This window comes from Micromonospora sp. AKA38, assembly GCF_027925725.1.
Classification (GTDB): Bacteria; Actinomycetota; Actinomycetes; order Mycobacteriales; family Micromonosporaceae; genus Micromonospora.
In genome coordinates this window covers 281,574-299,465 of sequence record NZ_BNEI01000001.1, presented here as the reverse complement: position 1 = coordinate 299,465, position 17,892 = coordinate 281,574, and the positions used below count along the sequence as shown (strand labels likewise).

Annotated in this window: 14 protein-coding genes; 8 read left to right on the top strand and 6 right to left on the bottom strand. The window is 70.7% G+C overall.

Features of this window, described 5'->3' with window-relative positions; translation table 11 throughout:
• Window positions 1–176 precede the first annotated feature (176 nt).
• The 5 genes from TPA0908_RS01465 to rpmH all read right to left on the bottom strand — a co-directional run bounded on the left by TPA0908_RS01465 (window position 177) and on the right by rpmH (window position 2,837).
• A complete protein-coding gene (locus TPA0908_RS01465) occupies window positions 177–767 on the bottom strand; it encodes a Jag family protein (protein ID WP_281933921.1) in 591 nt (196 codons plus the stop codon).
• A gap of 209 nt (window positions 768–976) precedes the next feature.
• Window positions 977–1,972, bottom strand: coding sequence for a membrane protein insertase YidC (gene yidC, locus TPA0908_RS01460; protein ID WP_281933919.1), 996 nt, complete (start codon window positions 1,970–1,972; stop codon window positions 977–979).
• Window positions 1,973–1,975: 3 nt separating this feature from the next.
• Complete coding sequence (gene yidD, locus TPA0908_RS01455) at window positions 1,976–2,215, bottom strand: membrane protein insertion efficiency factor YidD (RefSeq protein ID WP_233220212.1); 240 nt, start codon at window positions 2,213–2,215, stop codon at window positions 1,976–1,978.
• A gap of 41 nt (window positions 2,216–2,256) precedes the next feature.
• On the bottom strand, window positions 2,257–2,670 hold the full coding sequence (rnpA, locus tag TPA0908_RS01450) for a ribonuclease P protein component (protein WP_281933914.1): 414 nt from the start codon (window positions 2,668–2,670) through the stop codon (window positions 2,257–2,259).
• A 29-nt stretch (window positions 2,671–2,699) separates the two neighbouring features.
• The gene (gene rpmH, locus TPA0908_RS01445) at window positions 2,700–2,837 is read right to left on the bottom strand and encodes a 50S ribosomal protein L34 (RefSeq protein ID WP_091061882.1); all 138 of its coding nucleotides are present in this window, start codon (window positions 2,835–2,837) and stop codon (window positions 2,700–2,702) included.
• A gap of 574 nt (window positions 2,838–3,411) precedes the next feature.
• On the opposite strand from rpmH, the gene dnaA reads away from it, so the two are divergent.
• The 5 genes from dnaA to TPA0908_RS01420 all read left to right on the top strand — a co-directional run bounded on the left by dnaA (window position 3,412) and on the right by TPA0908_RS01420 (window position 9,922).
• Window positions 3,412–5,283 (top strand): chromosomal replication initiator protein DnaA, encoded by a 1,872-nt coding sequence (gene dnaA, locus TPA0908_RS01440; RefSeq protein WP_281933911.1) that lies wholly within the window; start codon window positions 3,412–3,414, stop codon window positions 5,281–5,283.
• Between the two features lie 805 nt (window positions 5,284–6,088).
• Window positions 6,089–7,222, top strand: coding sequence for a DNA polymerase III subunit beta (gene dnaN, locus TPA0908_RS01435; RefSeq protein ID WP_281933910.1), 1,134 nt, complete (start codon window positions 6,089–6,091; stop codon window positions 7,220–7,222).
• 40 nt (window positions 7,223–7,262) lie between these two features.
• On the top strand, window positions 7,263–8,135 hold the full coding sequence (gene gnd / locus TPA0908_RS01430; RefSeq protein ID WP_281933909.1) for a phosphogluconate dehydrogenase (NAD(+)-dependent, decarboxylating): 873 nt from the start codon (window positions 7,263–7,265) through the stop codon (window positions 8,133–8,135).
• A gap of 16 nt (window positions 8,136–8,151) precedes the next feature.
• Window positions 8,152–9,285 carry a DNA replication/repair protein RecF gene (recF, locus tag TPA0908_RS01425; protein ID WP_281933907.1) on the top strand — a complete coding sequence of 378 codons (1,134 nt, stop codon included), beginning with the start codon at window positions 8,152–8,154 and terminating at the stop codon, window positions 9,283–9,285.
• A complete protein-coding gene (locus tag TPA0908_RS01420; protein ID WP_281933905.1) occupies window positions 9,275–9,922 on the top strand; it encodes a DUF721 domain-containing protein in 648 nt (215 codons plus the stop codon). The genes recF and TPA0908_RS01420 overlap by 11 nt, the downstream gene beginning before the upstream one ends.
• A 12-nt stretch (window positions 9,923–9,934) precedes the next feature.
• Here the strand turns inward: TPA0908_RS01420 and TPA0908_RS01415 are convergent, their stop codons facing one another.
• Window positions 9,935–10,489 (bottom strand): hypothetical protein, encoded by a 555-nt coding sequence (locus TPA0908_RS01415; RefSeq protein ID WP_281933903.1) that lies wholly within the window; start codon window positions 10,487–10,489, stop codon window positions 9,935–9,937.
• 545 nt (window positions 10,490–11,034) lie between these two features.
• On the opposite strand from TPA0908_RS01415, the gene gyrB reads away from it, so the two are divergent.
• The 3 genes from gyrB (at window position 11,035) to TPA0908_RS01400 (ending at window position 17,811) form a co-directional block, all read left to right on the top strand.
• Window positions 11,035–12,981, top strand: coding sequence for a DNA topoisomerase (ATP-hydrolyzing) subunit B (gene gyrB / locus TPA0908_RS01410; RefSeq protein ID WP_281933901.1), 1,947 nt, complete (start codon window positions 11,035–11,037; stop codon window positions 12,979–12,981).
• 132 nt (window positions 12,982–13,113) lie between these two features.
• Window positions 13,114–16,893, top strand: coding sequence for an intein-containing DNA gyrase subunit A (gene gyrA / locus TPA0908_RS01405; RefSeq protein WP_281933899.1), 3,780 nt, complete (start codon window positions 13,114–13,116; stop codon window positions 16,891–16,893).
• Window positions 16,894–16,896: 3 nt separating this feature from the next.
• Entirely contained in the window at window positions 16,897–17,811 is a 915-nt protein-coding gene (locus TPA0908_RS01400; RefSeq protein ID WP_281933897.1) for a DUF3566 domain-containing protein, read from the top strand.
• Window positions 17,812–17,892 lie beyond the last annotated feature (81 nt).

Genomic DNA, 17,892 nt, shown 5'->3' with positions numbered 1-17,892 from the left:
GCCGGAGAACTCGGGATCGACCGCTGCCCCGGGCGCGTACGCCGGATCAGCCGCCCGGTCCTCGTCGGAGCGGAACGGGTCGGGGGTCGTTTCGGGCCGCACAGCCGGCGGCCCGGGTGGCGTACCACCCGGGCCGGCCACGGCGTCCGCCGTCGTGTCGTCGGAGGCCACTGACCTCAGTCCGCAACCGGCCGGACGACGATGCGGCGGTTCGGCTCCACGCCTTCGGACTCGCTCTCCACGCCGCTCATCGCGTTGACCACGTCGTGCACGCACTTGCGCTCGAACGCCGACATCGGCTCCAGGCGCACCGGCTCGCCGTGCTCCTTGACCTTCTCGACCGCGTTCTTGGCGACCGCGGCCAGTTCCTTACGCCGGGCGGCCCGGTAGCCACCGACGTCCAGCAGCAGGCGGCTCGGCGTGCCGGTCTGCCGGAACACCGCCAGGCGGGCCAGCTCCTGAAGTGCCTCCAGGGTGGCGCCACGCTGGCCGACCAGGTTCTGCAGTCGACCGCCGACCACCTCGACGACGGGCCGGCCACCGGAGACCAACTCGTCGATGTCGCCGTCGTAGTCGAGGATGTCCAGCAGGCCCTCGACGTAGTCGGCGGCGATCTCGCTCTGCCGGAACAGGTCGCTGTCGGCCGGGGCCTTCTTCTCCCGGGTCCCGGCCGTGCCCTCGTCGGTCTCGGTGGCGGCAGCCGCGGGGATCTCCTCGTCCACGGACTGGTCGGCGCTGGGGATGCTGGTGTCGGTCACGGGTCTCATCTCCGTACTCGCTCGGCCGGACCGTCGAGGTCCGCTTGTCTCCCGGGGGCCGGCGGGAGGTTCGCCGGATGCCCCTCGGGCACGTCCGTACGGGCCAGTGTCGCCCGTGACCGCGCGTCGCGCGGCGGTTCCGGCCCGGCGCCGACTCCTCGGGTGCTGCTCGGGTCCGGAGGGCCGCCACCGGGGTCGCGGCGGCGGCCCGGTGCGGCTCAGCCCTGCCGCTTGGCAGGGCGGCTGCCGCCCTTCTTCGGGTTGGTCGGCTTGGCGCCCGGCTTCGGACCGGCCACCTTCGGCGCGGCGGCCGGGGCCTTGGCCACCGGCGGGGCGGCCTTGCGACCGAACAGGCCACTGGTCTTGGCCGGCTGGGCGGCGGTCTTGCCGGCGGTGGCGGTGGCCTTCTTCGGCGGCACCAGCGGCGGGAACTTCCGCAGCACCCACTGCTGCTGGCCGAGCGTGAAGAGGTTGTTGGTGACCCAGTAGATGATCACACCGATCGGGAAGATCGAGCCCGAGACCAGCAGCGAGACCGGGATGCCGTAGAGCATCAGCCGCTGCACCATGCGCTGCTGCGGGTCCTCCGCCCAGCCGGTCTTGAGGATCATCTGCCGGCTGGTGAGGTAGGTCGTGGCGATCATGATAATCACCAGGATGCCGGCCACGACCTTGACGGTGGAGCCGCTCGATCCGAGCCGGGTCAACTCTTCGGCCGTCGAGCCGAACTTGCCGGCGATCGGGGCGTTGAACAATTTCGCGCTGGCGGCGCTGTTGAACTGGTCAACGGTCCAGCCGTACAGGGTCTTGCCGGACTCGCTCTTGTCCGGGTTGAGCCGCCGCAGGGTGTGGAACAGGCCCAGGAAGACCGGGATCTGGAGGAACATCGGAAGGCAGCCCATCAGCGGGTTGGCCTTTTCCTTCCGGTAGAGCTCCATCATCTCCTTCTGGAGCGTCTCCCGGTCACCCTTGTGCTTCTCCTGGAGCTCCTTCACCTTCGGCTGGAGCGCCTGCATGGCCCGTTGCGACTTGATCTGCTTGACGAAGACCGGGAACAGGATCACCCGGACCGTCACCACCAGGAAGATGATGGCGAGGATCCAGGCCCAGTTCGTGCCGATGACCGCGCCGACCGGCACCCCGATGGCGTCCCAGGCCGAGTGCCAGGTCAGCAGGATCCACGAGATCGCGTAGTAGATCCAGTCGAGACTCAATTCTCAGGCTCCAGTCACGTCGGCACGGCGGCGACCGCCCGGCTCCGGCACCGGGTCGTGTCCACCTGGGTGAAAGGGGTGGCAGCGCGACAGCCGCCGGACCGTCAGCCAGGCTCCCCGCAACGCGCCGTGCCGGGACACCGCCTCCACGGCGTAGGCACTGCACGACGGGTAGAACCGGCAGCGGGCCGGCAGTGCCGGACTTATCCACCGACGGTACGCGATGATGGGTACCAGCAGCATGCGGGCACCGGTTGTCGGCGAGGGGGTCGTGGTGCCGCCGTTCATCGCGACCGCCGTCCCCGGGGGGCCCGTGCGGCGGCGAGCGCGGCGTCCAGGTCGGCCCCGAGTCGGGCGTACGCCGCGTCGGCGGCCGGGGGCAGGGCGCGTACCACCAGGGTGGTGCCGGCGGGCAGCTCGGCCAGGCGTTCCCGGACCAGGTGCCGCAGCCGGCGGCGGACCTTGTTGCGCACCACCGCGCCGCCGACGGCCTTGGACACGACGAAGCCGGCGCGGCGGGGTGCGGAGATCTCCGCACCGCTGCTCCGCGCCGGCTCCGGCGAAGGTGTCGCGGTGGACTCGGTCGGGTCGGGGAGCGTCAGGTGGACCACGACGGCGCCACGGCCGACGCGTCGGCCACCACGAACCGCTGCGGCGAAGTCGCTACTGCGCCGCAGTCGCTGTGCGGCGGCCAGCACGACTGCCCACGTCCCCGGACCGGTCGGCCTCAGGCCGCCAGGCGGGTGCGGCCCTTGGCGCGACGGGTCGAAAGGATGGCGCGGCCGGCACGGGTGCGCATGCGCAGCCGGAAGCCGTGGGTCTTCGCGCGCCGGCGGTTGTTCGGCTGGTAGGTGCGCTTGCTCACGTCAGGCTCTCCGTTGTCGTACGCCCCGCGCGGCGGATCGCCCGGGGTCCTGTGCTGGTCCCGATCACCTCGACGGTGACCGCTGATCGACGCTGCCCGGCGAACCGGCCTCCGGTGGTGCTGGGAGGTGACCGCGGGCAACGAGCATCCATCACCCTAGCAGAGGGCGAGAGAGCATCCGCTCCAGCCTACGCAGCACCGCAATGACCGTCAAACCCTTCCCGCCCGGCCCCGACCTGCGCCGCGACGGCGGCCGACGGGGTCGTTTCCGGTGCGGTCGTCACCGCCTCAAGGGTGTCGGCGGTTGATGGCGCGGGGTCCGCGCTGTTAGCGTGCGCGATTGCGGTCGGCGTCGGGTGCCCGGGTTTGTCGCCGACCGGCAAGACCGGACAAGCTGTTGAATCGTTCGGCACGGTGAACCCGCTTCAGCGCCTCCGCCAATCAGGGGGCAGGTCCGACCCGCGTCCGGTGGGCGGCCACAATCGGTCGGTACACAGGCTGTGGATAACTTGTGGATGACGACCGGTCAGCCGTCCGGGCGGGCGTGAGGATCAGGCGAGGGGGTGGCACGACGGTGACCGGAGCGACAGACCTTGCCGCGGTGTGGGCGGCGGCCACCGAGGAACTCGCCGACGAGATCATCTCCGCCCAGCAGCGGGCGTACCTCCGGCTCACCCGGCTCCGCGCGATCGTCGAGGACACCGCGCTGCTCTCCGTGCCGGACGCGTTCACCCGCGACGTGATCGAGTCCCGGCTCCGCCCGGCCATCACCGAGGCGTTGAGCCGCCGGCTCGGCCGGCCGATCCAGGTGGCCGTCACCGTACGGGTCGCCGAAGACCCGAGCGGACGACCGGGCGGCACGGTGTACCGCAGCGGCCCGGAACCACTTCCCGACCGGGACGGCGCGGTCGGTCTGCTCCCCGGATTCGACCGGGCGGGCCCGCCCCCCGAGTCCGCCTACCCCGCGCCCCGCCCGGAGCCCCAGTACGCGGCGGACGCCCGGCCGGAGCATCCGATGGAGGAGCCCGCGCCACGGCAGCGGAACGCGGACGGCGGCCGGCCGCACCTGATTCCCGCCGGCCGGGACGGACAGGACACGCTCTTCGGCGCCGCGTTCGCCGAGCCGCTGCGCGCCGCCCCCGACCGCCGGTCCTTCGACGACCGCCCCGACCTGGAGCCGACCGCCCCGGACCGGGGTGGGTACGAGCCCCGCTACCGGGAGGCCCCGGGGCCGGTCGACTCCCCGCCGCTGCGCGGACTGCCCCGTGACGGTGTCACCGACAACGGTCCGGGGCGCGGCGCCACCGACAACGGTCCGGGCCGTGGTGCCACCGACAACGGCCCCGGCCGCAGTGCCCCCGATCACCACCGGCCGGGCGGGCAGGCCGACCGACGGCTGCCCGGCGTGGAGAGCGGCGGCAACCGGCTCAACCCGAAGTACATGTTCGAGACGTTCGTCATCGGCTCGTCCAACCGCTTCGCGCACGCGGCGAGCGTGGCGGTGGCCGAGTCGCCGGCCAAGGCGTACAACCCGCTGTTCATCTACGGCAGCTCCGGGCTGGGCAAGACCCACCTGCTGCACGCCATCGGGCACTACGCCACCACGTTGGGCAACGCCCGCTCGGTCCGGTACGTCTCGACCGAGGAGTTCACCAACGACTTCATCAACTCGTTGCGGGACGACAAGACCAGCGCGTTCCAGCGCCGCTACCGGGACGTGGACATCCTCCTGATCGACGACATCCAGTTCCTGGAGAACCGGGAACGGACGCAGGAGGAGTTCTTCCACACCTTCAACACGCTGCACAACGCCAACAAGCAGATCGTGATCACCTCCGACCGCTCGCCGAAGCAGCTGGCGACGTTGGAGGACCGGCTCCGGACCCGGTTCGAGTGGGGCCTGCTCGCCGACATCCAGCCGCCCGACCTGGAGACCCGGATCGCGATCCTGCAGAAGAAGGCGGCACAGGAGCGGCTCTACGCCCCGCCGGACGTGCTGGAGTTCATCGCCTCCCGGGTGTCGAACTCGATCCGGGAACTCGAGGGCGCGTTGATCCGGGTCACCGCGTTCGCCAGCCTCACCCGGTCCTCGGTCGAGCTGTCGCTGGCCGAGGAGGTGCTGCGCGACTTCATCCCGGACGGCGCCGGCCCGGAGATCACCGCGGACCAGATCATGGTCTCGACCTCCGAGTACTTCGGGGTGAGCCTGGAGGACCTGCGCGGTCATTCCCGGTCCCGGGTGCTCGTCAACGCCCGCCAGGTGGCCATGTACCTGTGCCGCGAGCTGACCGACCTGTCGCTGCCCCGGATCGGCCAGGCGTTCGGCGGACGCGACCACACCACGGTGATGCACGCCGACCGCAAGATCCGGCAGCAGATGGCGGAGCGGCGTTCGCTCTACAACCAGATCGCCGAGCTGACGAACCGGATCAAGCAGAACACCTGAGACGCTCGTCTCGTACCCGTCACGACAGCCCGGCCGGACGACGTTCCCGGCCGGGCTTCTTCGTGCCCGTCGGGTGCCGCGTCGACAGCCCCGGGCCGCCCGTGGACGCCGCCGGTTGACCCTCGACCCGGTAGAGGGCCCAGAATCGGCGTCGTGGTTGTCCACAGCTCGTACCGGTTGTCCACATCCCCTGTGTCACAGGCGGTGGAAAACCACCCTGTGCACCCGGCCGGTTACCCACAGACTGTGGACAACTCCTGGGGACGAGCCTGTGGACGCCTGGGGACGACGGCCACGTTGTCCACCGACGACGGCCTGCCTGTGGGGATCCTGTTGAAGGTTCTGGGGACGACGGGGGTTCGGGCCGTCAGCGTTGTCCACAGCGCTGGGGAGAAAACCGGTGGATTACCGGTGGACAACCGGTGGACAGCGGTGGAAAACCCGGCGGCCGGCGGGGCCTGTGGACCGGGACCCGGGTTGTACCCCGGGTTATCCACCGGGAACCCACCTGTGGAAAACGTGTCTGACCTGGGCAGACGCCGGTTCTCCACAGTTTGCACAGGTGCGATGAAGACGATGAGTTATCTCTTCTAAACAACAAAAACCAATCATCACCGTTGGACTTCCTGTGGATCGGGCCGCAGCGCTGCCGTCGGCAGTCGGCCGGGCACCTGGATCCACGGGGTCGGGCGCACAGCCGATGCCCACGCGCCCTAAGGTGCGATGGGTACCCGCACGGTCGGGCGGGACGGGTGGCAGCGGTCGGCATGAGAGAGTTGTCGCTGACGTCGACGCGGAGGCATTGATGAAGTTCCGAGTGGAGCGCGACGCGCTCGCCGAGGCGGTCGCGTGGACCGCCAAGAGCCTGCCCAACCGACCCTCCGTGCCGGTGTTGGCCGGGGTGATGCTCCGGGTGACCGACGGCAACCTCCAGGTCTCCGGCTTCGACTACGAGGTCTCCAGTCAGGTGACCGTCGAGGTGCAGGGTGACGCGGACGGCGCGGCACTGGTCTCCGGTCGACTGCTCGCCGAGATCACCAAGGCGCTGCCGGCCAAGCCGGTGGACATCGCCGCCGTCGGCTCCCACCTGGAGCTGGTCTGCGGCAGCGCCCGGTTCACGCTGCCCACCATGCCGGTGGAGGACTACCCGACCCTGCCGGAGATGCCGGAGAGCGCCGGCACCGTCGACGCCGCCGCCTTCGCCGCCGCCGTGGCCCAGGTGGCCGTGGCCGCCGGCCGCGACGAGACGCTGCCGATGATGACCGGCGTCCGGATCGAGCTGTCCGGCGGCACCATGGCCATGCTCGCCACCGACCGCTACCGTCTCGCGCTGCGCGAGATGGAGTGGCACCCGGACGACCCGGAGATCAGCCTCAACGCGCTGGTGCCGGCCCGCACGCTGAACGACACCGCGAAGGCGCTCGGCCCGCTCGGCGGGCACGTCACCATGGCGCTCTCCGCCGGCGGCGCCGGCGAAGGCATGATCGGCTTCTCCGGCGGCACCCGCCGGACCACCAGCCGCCTGCTCGACGGTGCCAACTACCCGCCGGTGCGCTCGCTGTTCCCGGCCGACCACAACGCCGAGGCCCGGGTCGCGGTCGCCACCCTCATCGAGGTGGTCAAGCGGGTGGCGCTGGTCGCCGAGCGCACCACCCCGGTGCTGCTCAGCTTCAGCGCCGACGGCCTGGTCGTGGAGGCCGGCGGCACCGAGGAGGCCCGGGCCAGCGAGGCCATGGAGGCCACCTTCAGCGGTGACCCGCTCACCATCGGCTTCAACCCGCAGTACCTGATCGACGGCCTGTCCAACCTGGGTGCCCAGCACGTCCTGCTGCGGTTCGTCGACGCCTTCAAGCCCGCGGTCCTTTCTCCGGCCGGCGAGGATGGCGAGGTCATTCCGGGGTACCGGTACCTCATCATGCCGATCCGCGTCTCCCGCTGATCGCCGGCAGCACCACCCTGACGTACGGAGGTAGCAGCACATGCAGCTCGGCCTGGTAGGACTCGGCCGGATGGGCGGCAACATGCGCGAACGGCTGCGCGCCGCCGGGCACGAGGTGGTCGGCTACGACCGCAACCCCGAGCTCAGCGACGCCGCGAGCCTCGCGGAGCTGGCCGAGAAGCTCGACGCACCGCGCGCCATCTGGGTGATGGTCCCGGCCGGCGTCACCGACGCCACCATCGACGAGCTCGCCGGTGTGCTCGGCGAGGGCGACATCATCATCGACGGCGGCAACTCCCGGTTCAGCGACGACGCCCCGCGCGCCGAGCGGCTCAACGAGCACGGCATCGGCTACGTCGACGTCGGCGTCTCCGGCGGCGTCTGGGGCCGGCAGAACGGCTACGGCCTGATGGTCGGCGGCGCGCAGGAGCACGTCGACCGGCTCATGCCGATCTTCGACGCGCTCCGGCCCGAGGGCGATTTCGGCTTCGTGCACGCCGGCCCGGTCGGCGCCGGCCACTACGCCAAGATGGTGCACAACGGCATCGAGTACGGCCTGATGCACGCCTACGCGGAGGGCTTCGAGCTGCTCTCGGCGTCCGAACTGGTGACGAACGTCCCCGGTGTGGTCAAGTCGTGGCGCAAGGGCACCGTCGTCCAGTCCTGGCTGCTCGACCTGCTCGACCGGGCCCTCGACGAGGACCCGGAGCTGGCCGAGCTGAGCGACTACACCGAGGACACCGGCGAGGGCCGGTGGACGGTCGACGAGGCGGTCCGGCTCGCCGTGCCGCTCAACGTGATCACCGCCGCGCTGTTCGCCCGGTTCGCCTCCCGGCAGGACGAATCACCCGCCCTGAAGGCCGTCGCCGCGCTGCGCCAGCAGTTCGGCGGGCACGCCGTCCACAAGCGCTGACCGGCGTCCACAGCCTGTGTACGTCCGCCGGCTCGAACTGGTCGACTTCCGCTCGTACGAGCGGGTCGGCGTCGACCTGGAGCCGGGTCCGAGCGTGCTCGTCGGCGCCAACGGCGTCGGCAAGACCAACCTGGTCGAGGCGTTGGGCTACGTGGCGACCCTGGACTCGCACCGGGTCGCCACGGACGCCCCGCTGGTCCGGATGGGCGCCACCTCGGCGGTGATCCGCTGCGCGGTGGTGCACGACGGCCGGGAACTGCTCGTCGAGCTGGAGATCGTGCCGGGCAAGGCGAACCGGGCCCGGCTCGGCCGTTCCCCGGCCCGCCGCGCCCGGGACGTGCTCGGCGCGCTGCGGCTGGTGCTCTTCGCGCCGGAGGACCTGGAACTCGTCCGCGGTGACCCGGGCGAACGCCGCCGCTACCTGGACGACCTGCTGGTCAGCCGCCAACCCCGCTACGCCGGTGTCCGCGCCGACTACGAGCGGGTGGTGAAGCAGCGCAACGCGCTGCTGCGTTCCGCGTACCTGGCCCGCAAGACCGGCGGCTCCCGTGGCGGTGACCTGTCCACGCTCACCGTGTGGGACGCCCACCTCGCGCAGCACGGGGCCGACCTGCTCGCCGGCCGGCTGGAACTGGTCGCCGCGCTCACCCCGCACGTCGCCAAGGCGTACGACGCGGTGGCGGCCGGCCGGGGTGCGGCCGGGATCACCTACCGGCCGTCGGTCGACCTGCCCGAACCGGCCGCCGACCGGCCGGCGCTGGCCGAGGCGCTGACCGCCGCGCTCGCCGCGGGCCGCGCCGCCGAGATCGAACGCGGCACCACGCTGGTCGGTCCGCACCGTGACGACCTGGCCCTCACCCTCGGCCCGCTGCCGGTCAAGGGGTACGCCAGCCATGGCGAGTCCTGGTCCTACGCGCTGGCGCTGCGGCTGGCCGGGTACGACCTGCTGCGCGCCGACGGGATCGAGCCGGTGCTGGTGCTCGACGACGTCTTCGCCGAGCTGGACACCGGCCGGCGGGAACGCCTGGCCGAGCTGGTCGGCGGCGCCAGCCAGCTCCTGGTCACCTGCGCGGTGGACGACGACGTGCCGGTGACGCTGCGCGGTGCCCGTTACACGGTTGGCGAGGGGACGGTGCGACGTGCCGGATGACGACGAGGTCCGGCTCCCGCCGGCCCGACTGGGGCCGGGACGCGACGGCGCGACGGCGGCACGTGGCGGCCGGGGCGAGCCTTCCGCGCGTACCCCCGGGAAGCCGGCGGACGGCGAACCGGGCCCGGCGACGGAGGGCACGGCCGGGCCGGAGCTGGCCCGAGCGGTGCTGGACGCGGCGAAGGCCCGGCGCCAGGCCGCGGCCGGCCCCCGACGACGCAGCGCGGTCCGTGGCGACGGTGAGAAGCGGCTGCGCGGCTACTCCGGGCCCGGCCCGGATCCGCGTGACCCGCAGCCGCTCGGCGCGGTGCTCGACAAGCTGGTCAAGGCGCGGGGCTGGCAGCAGCCGGCGGCCGAGGCGACCGTCTTCGGCGCGTGGGAGAAGGTGGTCGGCGCGGAGGTCGCCCAGCACAGCCGCCCGGTGAAGCTGGAGAACGGCGAGCTGACCGTGGAGGCCCGCTCGACGGCCTGGGCCACCCAGTTGCGGCTGCTGGCCGGCTCGCTGCTCAAGCAGATCGCCAGCGAGGTCGGCCACAACGTGGTGCGCAAGCTGCACATCCACGGCCCGGCCGCGCCGTCCTGGTCGCGCGGCCCCCGGCGGGTACGCGGCCGTGGCCCCCGGGACACCTACGGCTGACCCGAGCGGCTGCTACACGTCGGCGTAGACCGCGAAGCCCCGCTCCGCGCAGCGCCGGTAGAACGCGGCCAGCACGCTCAGCTCGGCGCAGGTGAAGTTCCACTGCGGCGGATCACCGCTGTCGTCGCGCAGCTTGTCGAGCCGGCTCTCCAGCCAGCGGAGCTGCTGCTCGGCCAGCCGCCCGTCGCCGAGCAGCGCGCGCAGCACCTCGCTGACCGACTCGAACGTGACCGCCTCGCCGTACGGCCGGTGCCGGGCGATGAACTTCTCCACGCCCTCGGCGATCCAGGCGCAGCCGTCCGGGTCGATCACCGGGTCCTCGTCCTCGGCCGCGTTCTCCGTGGCGTAGAGCACATTCTCCAGCCCGAGGATCAGGTCGACCAGTTCGGTGTACGCGGTCGCCCGCACCGTGCCGGTCTTCGCGATCAACTCGGCGAGCGCGGCGGTCGGGGCGGAGATGCGTGGCATGTCCACGATTTCGCCGAAGTCCACGAACTCAGCCGGCGCGACCGGATCGTAGAAGCGGCCGGTACGCGGCCAGTGCACCGCGACGTTGTCCAGCCCCATCTGGCGTCACCTCTCACCAAGCGTCTGTCGGACCATCCAGGCGATGGTCCCCGGTCCGGGCGCGAAAGATCAAGACCGCAACGGCGGCGCCGCAAAAGGTACGGCACGTCGCGTTCCACCGCGACCCCCGGCCCGCGAACCGCCGATCACCGACCCGGCGGCCCGGACCGGTCGCGGTGGCCGATGGCACGGCGGGTGCCGGTGGCGTGTAGGGGGAGTCGCGGGCAGCGAGGTTCGTCCGGCTACGGCATTCTCAGCCGCCTCTCCAGGGGTGCCGAGTGGCGGTTTGGTCGGCTGCGCACAGTAAGATTGGGGGCGAGACGAAAGACCCGGCACGGAGCGATCGACATGGGCCCCCAGGGCCCTTGATCATTGTGCCGCATCGGGTCCGAGCCGATCGCGATCCGCGGGCAACCGCGGCGCCCGGCGTACCCGATCCGTGACCTGGTGATCCCGGGCACGGCCCGGGCACGCCGACGTCGTGTCCTGTCCGCCGAACCCGCGCCCCGCGCCCACGCGCGGCCGGTGCGAGAAAGTGGCCGAGCGTGGCAGCGGAGGACAACAAGAAGTACGGCGCCGAGTCCATCACCGTGCTGGAGGGCCTGGAAGCGGTCCGGAAGCGGCCCGGTATGTACATCGGGTCCACCGGCGAGCGCGGTCTGCACCACCTGGTGTGGGAGGTCGTCGACAACGCGGTGGACGAGGCGCTGGCCGGCTACTGCGACACCATCGACGTGGTGCTGCTGGCCGACGGGGGCGTCCGGGTCACCGACAACGGCCGGGGCTTCCCGGTCGACCTGCACCCCAAGCTGAAGAAGCCGGGTGTCGAGGTCGCACTGACCGTGCTGCACGCGGGCGGCAAGTTCGACGGCAAGGCGTACGCGGTCTCCGGCGGCCTGCACGGCGTCGGCGTCTCGGTGGTCAACGCGCTCTCCAGCCGGATGGCCGTGGAGATCCACAAGGACGGCTTCGTCTGGCGGCAGCGCTACAACCAGTCGAAGCCGACCCCGCTGGAGAAGGGCGAGGCGACCGATCGGACCGGTTCCGCGGTCTCCTTCTGGCCCGACCCGGACGTCTTCGAGACCGTCGACTTCGACTTCCACACCATCTACCGACGCCTCCAGGAGATGGCCTTCCTCACCCGCGGCCTCACCATCCACCTGCTGGACGAGCGGGTGCCGGAGGACGAGGAGGGCAAGCCCCGCGAGGTCACGTTCCACTACGACGGCGGCATCGCCGACTTCGTCCGGCACCTCAACGCGTCGAAGAGCCCGATCCACAAGACGGTGGTCGAGTTCGGCGCCGAGGAGACCGGCATGTCGGTCGAGATCGCCATGCAGTGGAACGAGTCGTACGGCGAGTCGGTCTACACCTTCGCCAACAACATCAACACCCACGAGGGCGGCACCCACGAGGAGGGCTTCCGGGCCGCGTTGACCAGCGTGGTCAACCGCTACGGCGCGGAGAAGAAGCTGCTCAAGGGCGACGAGCGGCTCTCCGGTGAGGACATCCGCGAGGGTCTGGCCGCGATCATCTCGGTCAAATTGACCGACCCGCAGTTCGAGGGGCAGACCAAGACCAAGCTGGGCAACACCCCGGTCAAGGGCTTCGTCCAGCGGGTCTGCAACGAGTCGCTTGTCGACTGGTTCGACCGCAACCCCGCCGAGGCGAAGATCATCATCACCAAGGCGTCCCAGGCCGCCCGGGCCCGCATCGCCGCGCAGCAGGCGCGCAAGCTGGCCCGGCGCAAGTCGCTGCTGGAGTCCGGCTCGATGCCGGGCAAGCTGGCCGACTGCCAGTCCACCGACCCGCGCGAGTCCGAGGTCTTCATCGTCGAGGGCGACTCGGCCGGCGGCTCGGCCAAGCAGGGGCGTGACCCGCGTACCCAGGCGATCCTGCCGATCCGCGGCAAGATCCTGAACGTGGAGAAGGCCCGGATCGACCGGGTGCTGAAGAACAACGAGGTGCAGGCGCTGATCACCGCGCTCGGCACCGGCATCCACGACGACTTCGACATGGAGAAGCTGCGCTACCACAAGGTGGTGCTGATGGCCGACGCGGACGTGGACGGCCAGCACATCCAGACGCTGCTGCTCACCCTGCTGTTCCGCTTCATGCGACCGCTCGTCGAGCTGGGCCACGTCTACCTGGCCGCCCCTCCGCTCTACAAGATCAAGTGGAACAAGAAGGGCGACGACGCCCAGTACGCGTACTCCGACCGGGAGCGCGACGGGCTGATCGCGCTGCGCCAGCAGAAGAAGGCCAACGCCAAGCCGGACGACATCCAGCGGTTCAAGGGCCTCGGCGAGATGAACTACCCGGAGCTGTGGGAGACCACGATGAACCCGGCCACCCGTACGCTGCGCCAGGTCACGCTCGACGACGCCGCCACCGCGGACGAGCTGTTCAGCGTTCTGATGGGCGAGGACGTCGAGGCGCGCCGGTCGTTCATCCAGCGCAACGCCAAGGACGTGCGGTTCCTGGACATCTGACGGACACGTGCCCGGGCCGGCCGGAGATCCACCGACCGGCCCGGTGGTCCACAGAGTTATCCACAGCCTGGCCGCTTTCCACAGCCGTTATCCACAGCTAGATCACGACTCTGAGTCTGATAAGGGTTAACAGTGACCGATCTTCCCGAGTCCACCCCGAACGAGCCGGAGGCCCCGGAGACACTGGCCGCGGTCGTCCAGCACGACCGCATCGAGCCGGTCGGCCTCGAGGTCGAGATGCAGCGCTCGTACCTCGACTACGCGATGAGCGTCATCGTCGGGCGCGCCCTGCCGGACGTGCGGGACGGGCTCAAGCCGGTCCACCGCAAGATTCTCTACGCCATGTTCGACTCCGGCTACCGGCCGGACCGCGGCTACGTGAAGTGCTCCCGCGTCGTCGGCGACGTGATGGGCCAGTTCCACCCGCACGGCGACTCGGCCATCTACGACGCGCTGGTCCGGATGGCGCAGCCGTGGTCGCTGCGCTACCCGCTTGTCGACGGCAACGGCAACTTCGGCTCGCCCGGTAACGACCCGGCCGCCGCGATGCGCTACTGCCTTACCGCAGATGTCCGTATTCGCACCGTCGAGGGCAGTGTTCGGATCGGCGACATCGTCCCTGGTGCCGCGCCGAGCAGCGAGACCGACATTGAGCTCAAGGTCCGCGATCGCAACGGCGACCTGGTTCGCGCCTCGAAGTTCTTCCACTCCGGTGAGCACCCCACGCTGCGGCTGCGCACCCGCGAGGGGTACGAGCTGACCGGCACCCACAACCACCCGGTGCTCTGCCTGGTGAACGTGGCCGGCGTGCCGACCCTGCTGTGGAAGCTGCTCGCCGAGGTTTCCCCCGGTGACCGCGTGGTCCTCCAGCGCACCGTGCCGGACGAGATCGGCTACCCGATGCTGGAGCACGTCGAGGCGGCCGTCCTCGCCGGCGCGTTCGTGTCCGAGGGCTGGGTGTCCGAGGGTCGGGCCGGCTTCAACAACGTGGATCGGGAGTTCTTCGTCCGGGTCCTCGCCGCCTACGATCTCGCGGTCGGCGGCCCCCGGTATGTTTCCGAGCGGGTCATCGCGTCCGGCAGCACGCTGCACGAACTCGACGTGCAGAACCTTTCCGCGCTTCGGGCGAGCGTGCTCGGTGAACTGACCGGGGCGCGCAGCGCCGCCAAGTTCGTACCGGAGTTCGTCTGGCGCGGAACGGCGGCGGTCAAACGGGCCTTCCTCCAGGCGCTGTTCGAGGGCGACGGTTCGTCGTCGCTACTGCCGCGCCACACCATCCAGGTCTCGTACTCCACCCGCAGCGAGCGCCTGGCCCGCGAGGTGCAGCAGCTCCTGCTGGAGTTCGGCGTCATCAGCCGGCAGTGCCGGTACGAGGACGGCGAGATCAAGGTCGTGGTCACCAACCGCCGGGACGCCCGGATCTTCGCCGCTCACGTCGGCTTCCTCGGCCGCAAGCAGGCCAAGCTGGAGTCCGAGCTGGCCCAGGTGCCGGCGAGCAGCACGGCGCTCTCCGGCGACATGGTGCCGTTCGTCGGCGACTTCATCCGGGAGCACGGCGCCACGCGGTGGACCGAACGCGACTGGCTGCGCCGGCACAACGTGGACCGGGTCGAGCGGTGGGAGCGGGATCGCGACGAGATCGCGGCCCGGATCACCGAGCCGGGAATCCTCGACGTGGTCGAGCCGTTGGTCGACGGCCGGTTCTACTACGCCGAAGTGACCGAGGTCACCAATTCGGGTATGCGCCCGGTCTACAGCATTCGGGTCGACACCGACGACCACTCCTTCATCTCTGACGGCTTCGTCAGCCACAACACCGAGTGCAAGCTCGACCCGCTGGCCATGGAGATGCTGCGGGACATCGACGAGGACACCGTCGACCTCCAGGACAACTACGACGGCCGGGCCAAGGAGCCCACCATCCTGCCGTCGCGGATCCCGAACCTGCTGATCAACGGCTCCGAGGGCATCGCGGTCGGCATGGCCACCAAGATCCCGCCGCACAACCTGCGGGAGATCGGCGCGGCGGTGCAGTGGTGCCTGGAGCACCCGGAGGCCGACGAGGCGACCACGCTGGAAGCGCTGCTGGAGATCGTCAAGGGCCCGGACTTCCCGACCTACGGCCTGATCGTCGGGCAGCAGGCCATCCAGGACGCGTACCGGACCGGGCGCGGTTCGATCCGGATGCGCGCCGTGGTCGAGGTGGAGGAGGACAAGCGGGGCCGGCCGGCGCTCGTGGTCAGCGAGTTGCCCTACCAGGTCAACCCGGACAACCTCGCCGAGCGGATCGCCGAGCTGATCAAGGAGGGCAAGCTCGCCGGCATCGCCGACATCCGGGACGAGTCCTCCGGGCGCACCGGCATGCGGATCGTGCTGGTGCTCAAGCGCGACGCGGTCGCCAAGGTGGTGCTGAACAACCTCTACAAGCACACCCAGCTCCAGGAGACGTTCGGCGCCAACATGCTGGCGCTCGTCGACGGCGTGCCGCGCACGCTGAACCTGGCGCAGTTCATCCGCTACTACGTCGAGCACCAGATCGAGGTGATCCGCCGGCGGACCGCGTTCCGGCTGCGCAAGGCGGAGGAGCGGGCGCACATCCTGCGCGGCCTGAGTAAGGCGCTGGACGCGCTGGACGAGGTGATCGCGCTGATCCGGCGTTCGCCGACGGTGGAGGACGCCCGACAGGGGCTGATCCGGCTGCTGGAGATCGACGAGGTCCAGGCGACCGCGATCCTGGACATGCAGCTGCGCCGGCTGGCCGCGCTGGAGCGGCAGCGGATCCTGGACGACCTGGCCAAGCTTGAGGTGGAGATCGCCGACCTCAAGGACATCCTGGCGAAGCCGGAGCGGCAGCGGAAGATCGTCTCCGACGAGCTGGGCGAGATCGTCGCGAAGTGGGGCGACGACCGGCGCACCAAGATCGTGCCGTTCGACGGCGAGGTCTCGATGGAGGACCTCATCGCCCGCGAGGACGTGGTCGTGACGATCACCCGCACCGGGTACGCGAAGCGGACCAAGGTCGACCTGTACCGGTCGCAGCGGCGTGGCGGCAAGGGCGTGAGCGGGGCGACGCTCCGGCAGGACGACATCGTGAGCCACTTCTTCGTATGCTCTACCCACGACTGGATCCTGTTCTTCACGAACAAGGGTCGGGTCTACCGGGCGAAGGCGTACGAGCTTCCCGAGGCCAGTAGGGTGGCCAAGGGCCAGCACGTGGCCAACCTGCTCGCGTTCCAACCGGACGAGCAGATCGCGCAGATCATCGAAATCCCGAACTACCAGGTGGCGCCCTACCTGGTACTGGCCACGAAGAACGGCCTGGTGAAGAAGACGCGGCTCGAGGAGTTCGACTCCAACCGTTCCGGCGGCATCATCGCGGTCAACCTGCGCGATGAGGACGAGCTGGTCGGTGCGGTTCTGGTGGCGCCGGAGGACGACCTGTTGCTGGTTTCCAAGAACGCGCAGGCGATCCGCTTCAACGCCACCGACGAGGCGCTGCGTCCGATGGGCCGGGCCACCTCGGGGGTGATCGGCATGCGCTTCAGCGGTGAGGACGAGCTGCTCGCCGTCGAGGTCGTCCGGGAGGGCCTGGACGTGCTGGTGGCGACGAACGGGGGGTTCGCGAAACGTACCCCGATCGAGGAATACCCGGTCCAGGGCCGGGGAGGTAAGGGCGTGCTGACTGCGAAGATCACCGAGCGACGCGGTGGTCTGGTCGGCGCGGTCGTGATCGATCCGGAGGACGAGCTGTTCGCCATCACGAGCAACGGCGGCGTCATCCGGACTCCGGTGAAGCCTGTACGCCGTACGCGTGACCGGAACACAATGGGGGTCAAGCTGATGGACCTTCCGGACGGCGTGACTATCGTGGCGATTGCTCGCAATGCCGACGAGCCTGACGAACAGGACTAGTTGATGACGGAGACACAGGCGAAGTCGGGGAACAAGGGGACCTCGGCCACCCCGGTCGACGAGGAGGCCGCACAGGGCGGTACACCAGCGACCGGCCGTGCGGCCGTGGGTCGGGCCACGGTCCCCGCCGACGCGCCTGCCCCGAAGTTCACCCGGGCCCCCGGCATGGCCCCGCCTCCCGACAAGCCGACCGACGGTTCGGAGTCCCGCGAGGCGACCGAGACCAAGATCGACGCGCCGACGTCGGCCGACGGCTTCGCGGCTCCGGCCGCGGCGAAGCCCGCCACGAACACACCGCCGGCCAGGCCGACGGCCGCCGCCCGGGCCTCCACCGGCACCACCGGCACGCAGCCGCGCATCGGCGCGGGCCTGGGCACCGCCCCGAAGGGGGCACCCGAGGCCACCGGACCGGCCGGCGGCAACCCGGGGCGTCCCGCCAACGGGGGCGGCCTGCCGCCGGGCATCAGCGGCGCGGCGGCGGTCGGCGCCGCGCGCGTGGGTGAGGCGGTACGCGCCGCGCGTACCTCGGTCGGTTCGGCCGCTTCGCGCGGGCCGCGCCGGGCCCGGTTGAACCTGAAGCGCATCGACCCGTGGTCCGTGATGAAGTTCGCCTTCGCGGTCTCGGTGGTGCTCTTCATCGTGGTGGTGGTGGCCACGTCGGTGCTCTACCTCGCGCTCGACGCGATGGGTGTGTTCAAGAGCGTCAACGACAGCCTGACCGACCTGGTGAACGCCGGCGGCGGTTCGGGCGGCGGCGGGTTCCGCATCACCGCGAAGGGCGTGATCCTCACGTCCGCACTGATCGGCCTGGTGAACGTGGTGCTGTTCACCGCGCTGGCCACGCTGAGCGCGTTCGTCTACAACGTCTGCGCCGACCTGGTCGGCGGGATCGAGCTGACGCTCGCCGAGCGGGACTGATTCGATGACGCCGGGGCACCGCGTAAAGCGGTCGCCCCGGCGTCGTGCGTCCGGGTAGGTTCGGGACGGCGCGGGTGCTTC

Bases quoted from the DNA above. Each gene is read 5' to 3' on its own strand.
- TPA0908_RS01465 (WP_281933921.1), bottom strand. From the start codon at position 767: ATGAGACCCGTGACCGACACCAGCATCCCCAGCGCCGACCAGTCCGTG.
- yidD (WP_233220212.1), bottom strand. From the start codon at position 2,215: ATGCTGCTGGTACCCATCATCGCGTACCGTCGGTGGATAAGTCCGGCA.
- dnaN (WP_281933910.1), top strand. From the start codon at position 6,089: ATGAAGTTCCGAGTGGAGCGCGACGCGCTCGCCGAGGCGGTCGCGTGG.
- gnd (WP_281933909.1), top strand. From the start codon at position 7,263: ATGCAGCTCGGCCTGGTAGGACTCGGCCGGATGGGCGGCAACATGCGC.
- TPA0908_RS01415 (WP_281933903.1), bottom strand. From the start codon at position 10,489: ATGGGGCTGGACAACGTCGCGGTGCACTGGCCGCGTACCGGCCGCTTC.
- TPA0908_RS01400 (WP_281933897.1), top strand. From the start codon at position 16,897: ATGACGGAGACACAGGCGAAGTCGGGGAACAAGGGGACCTCGGCCACC.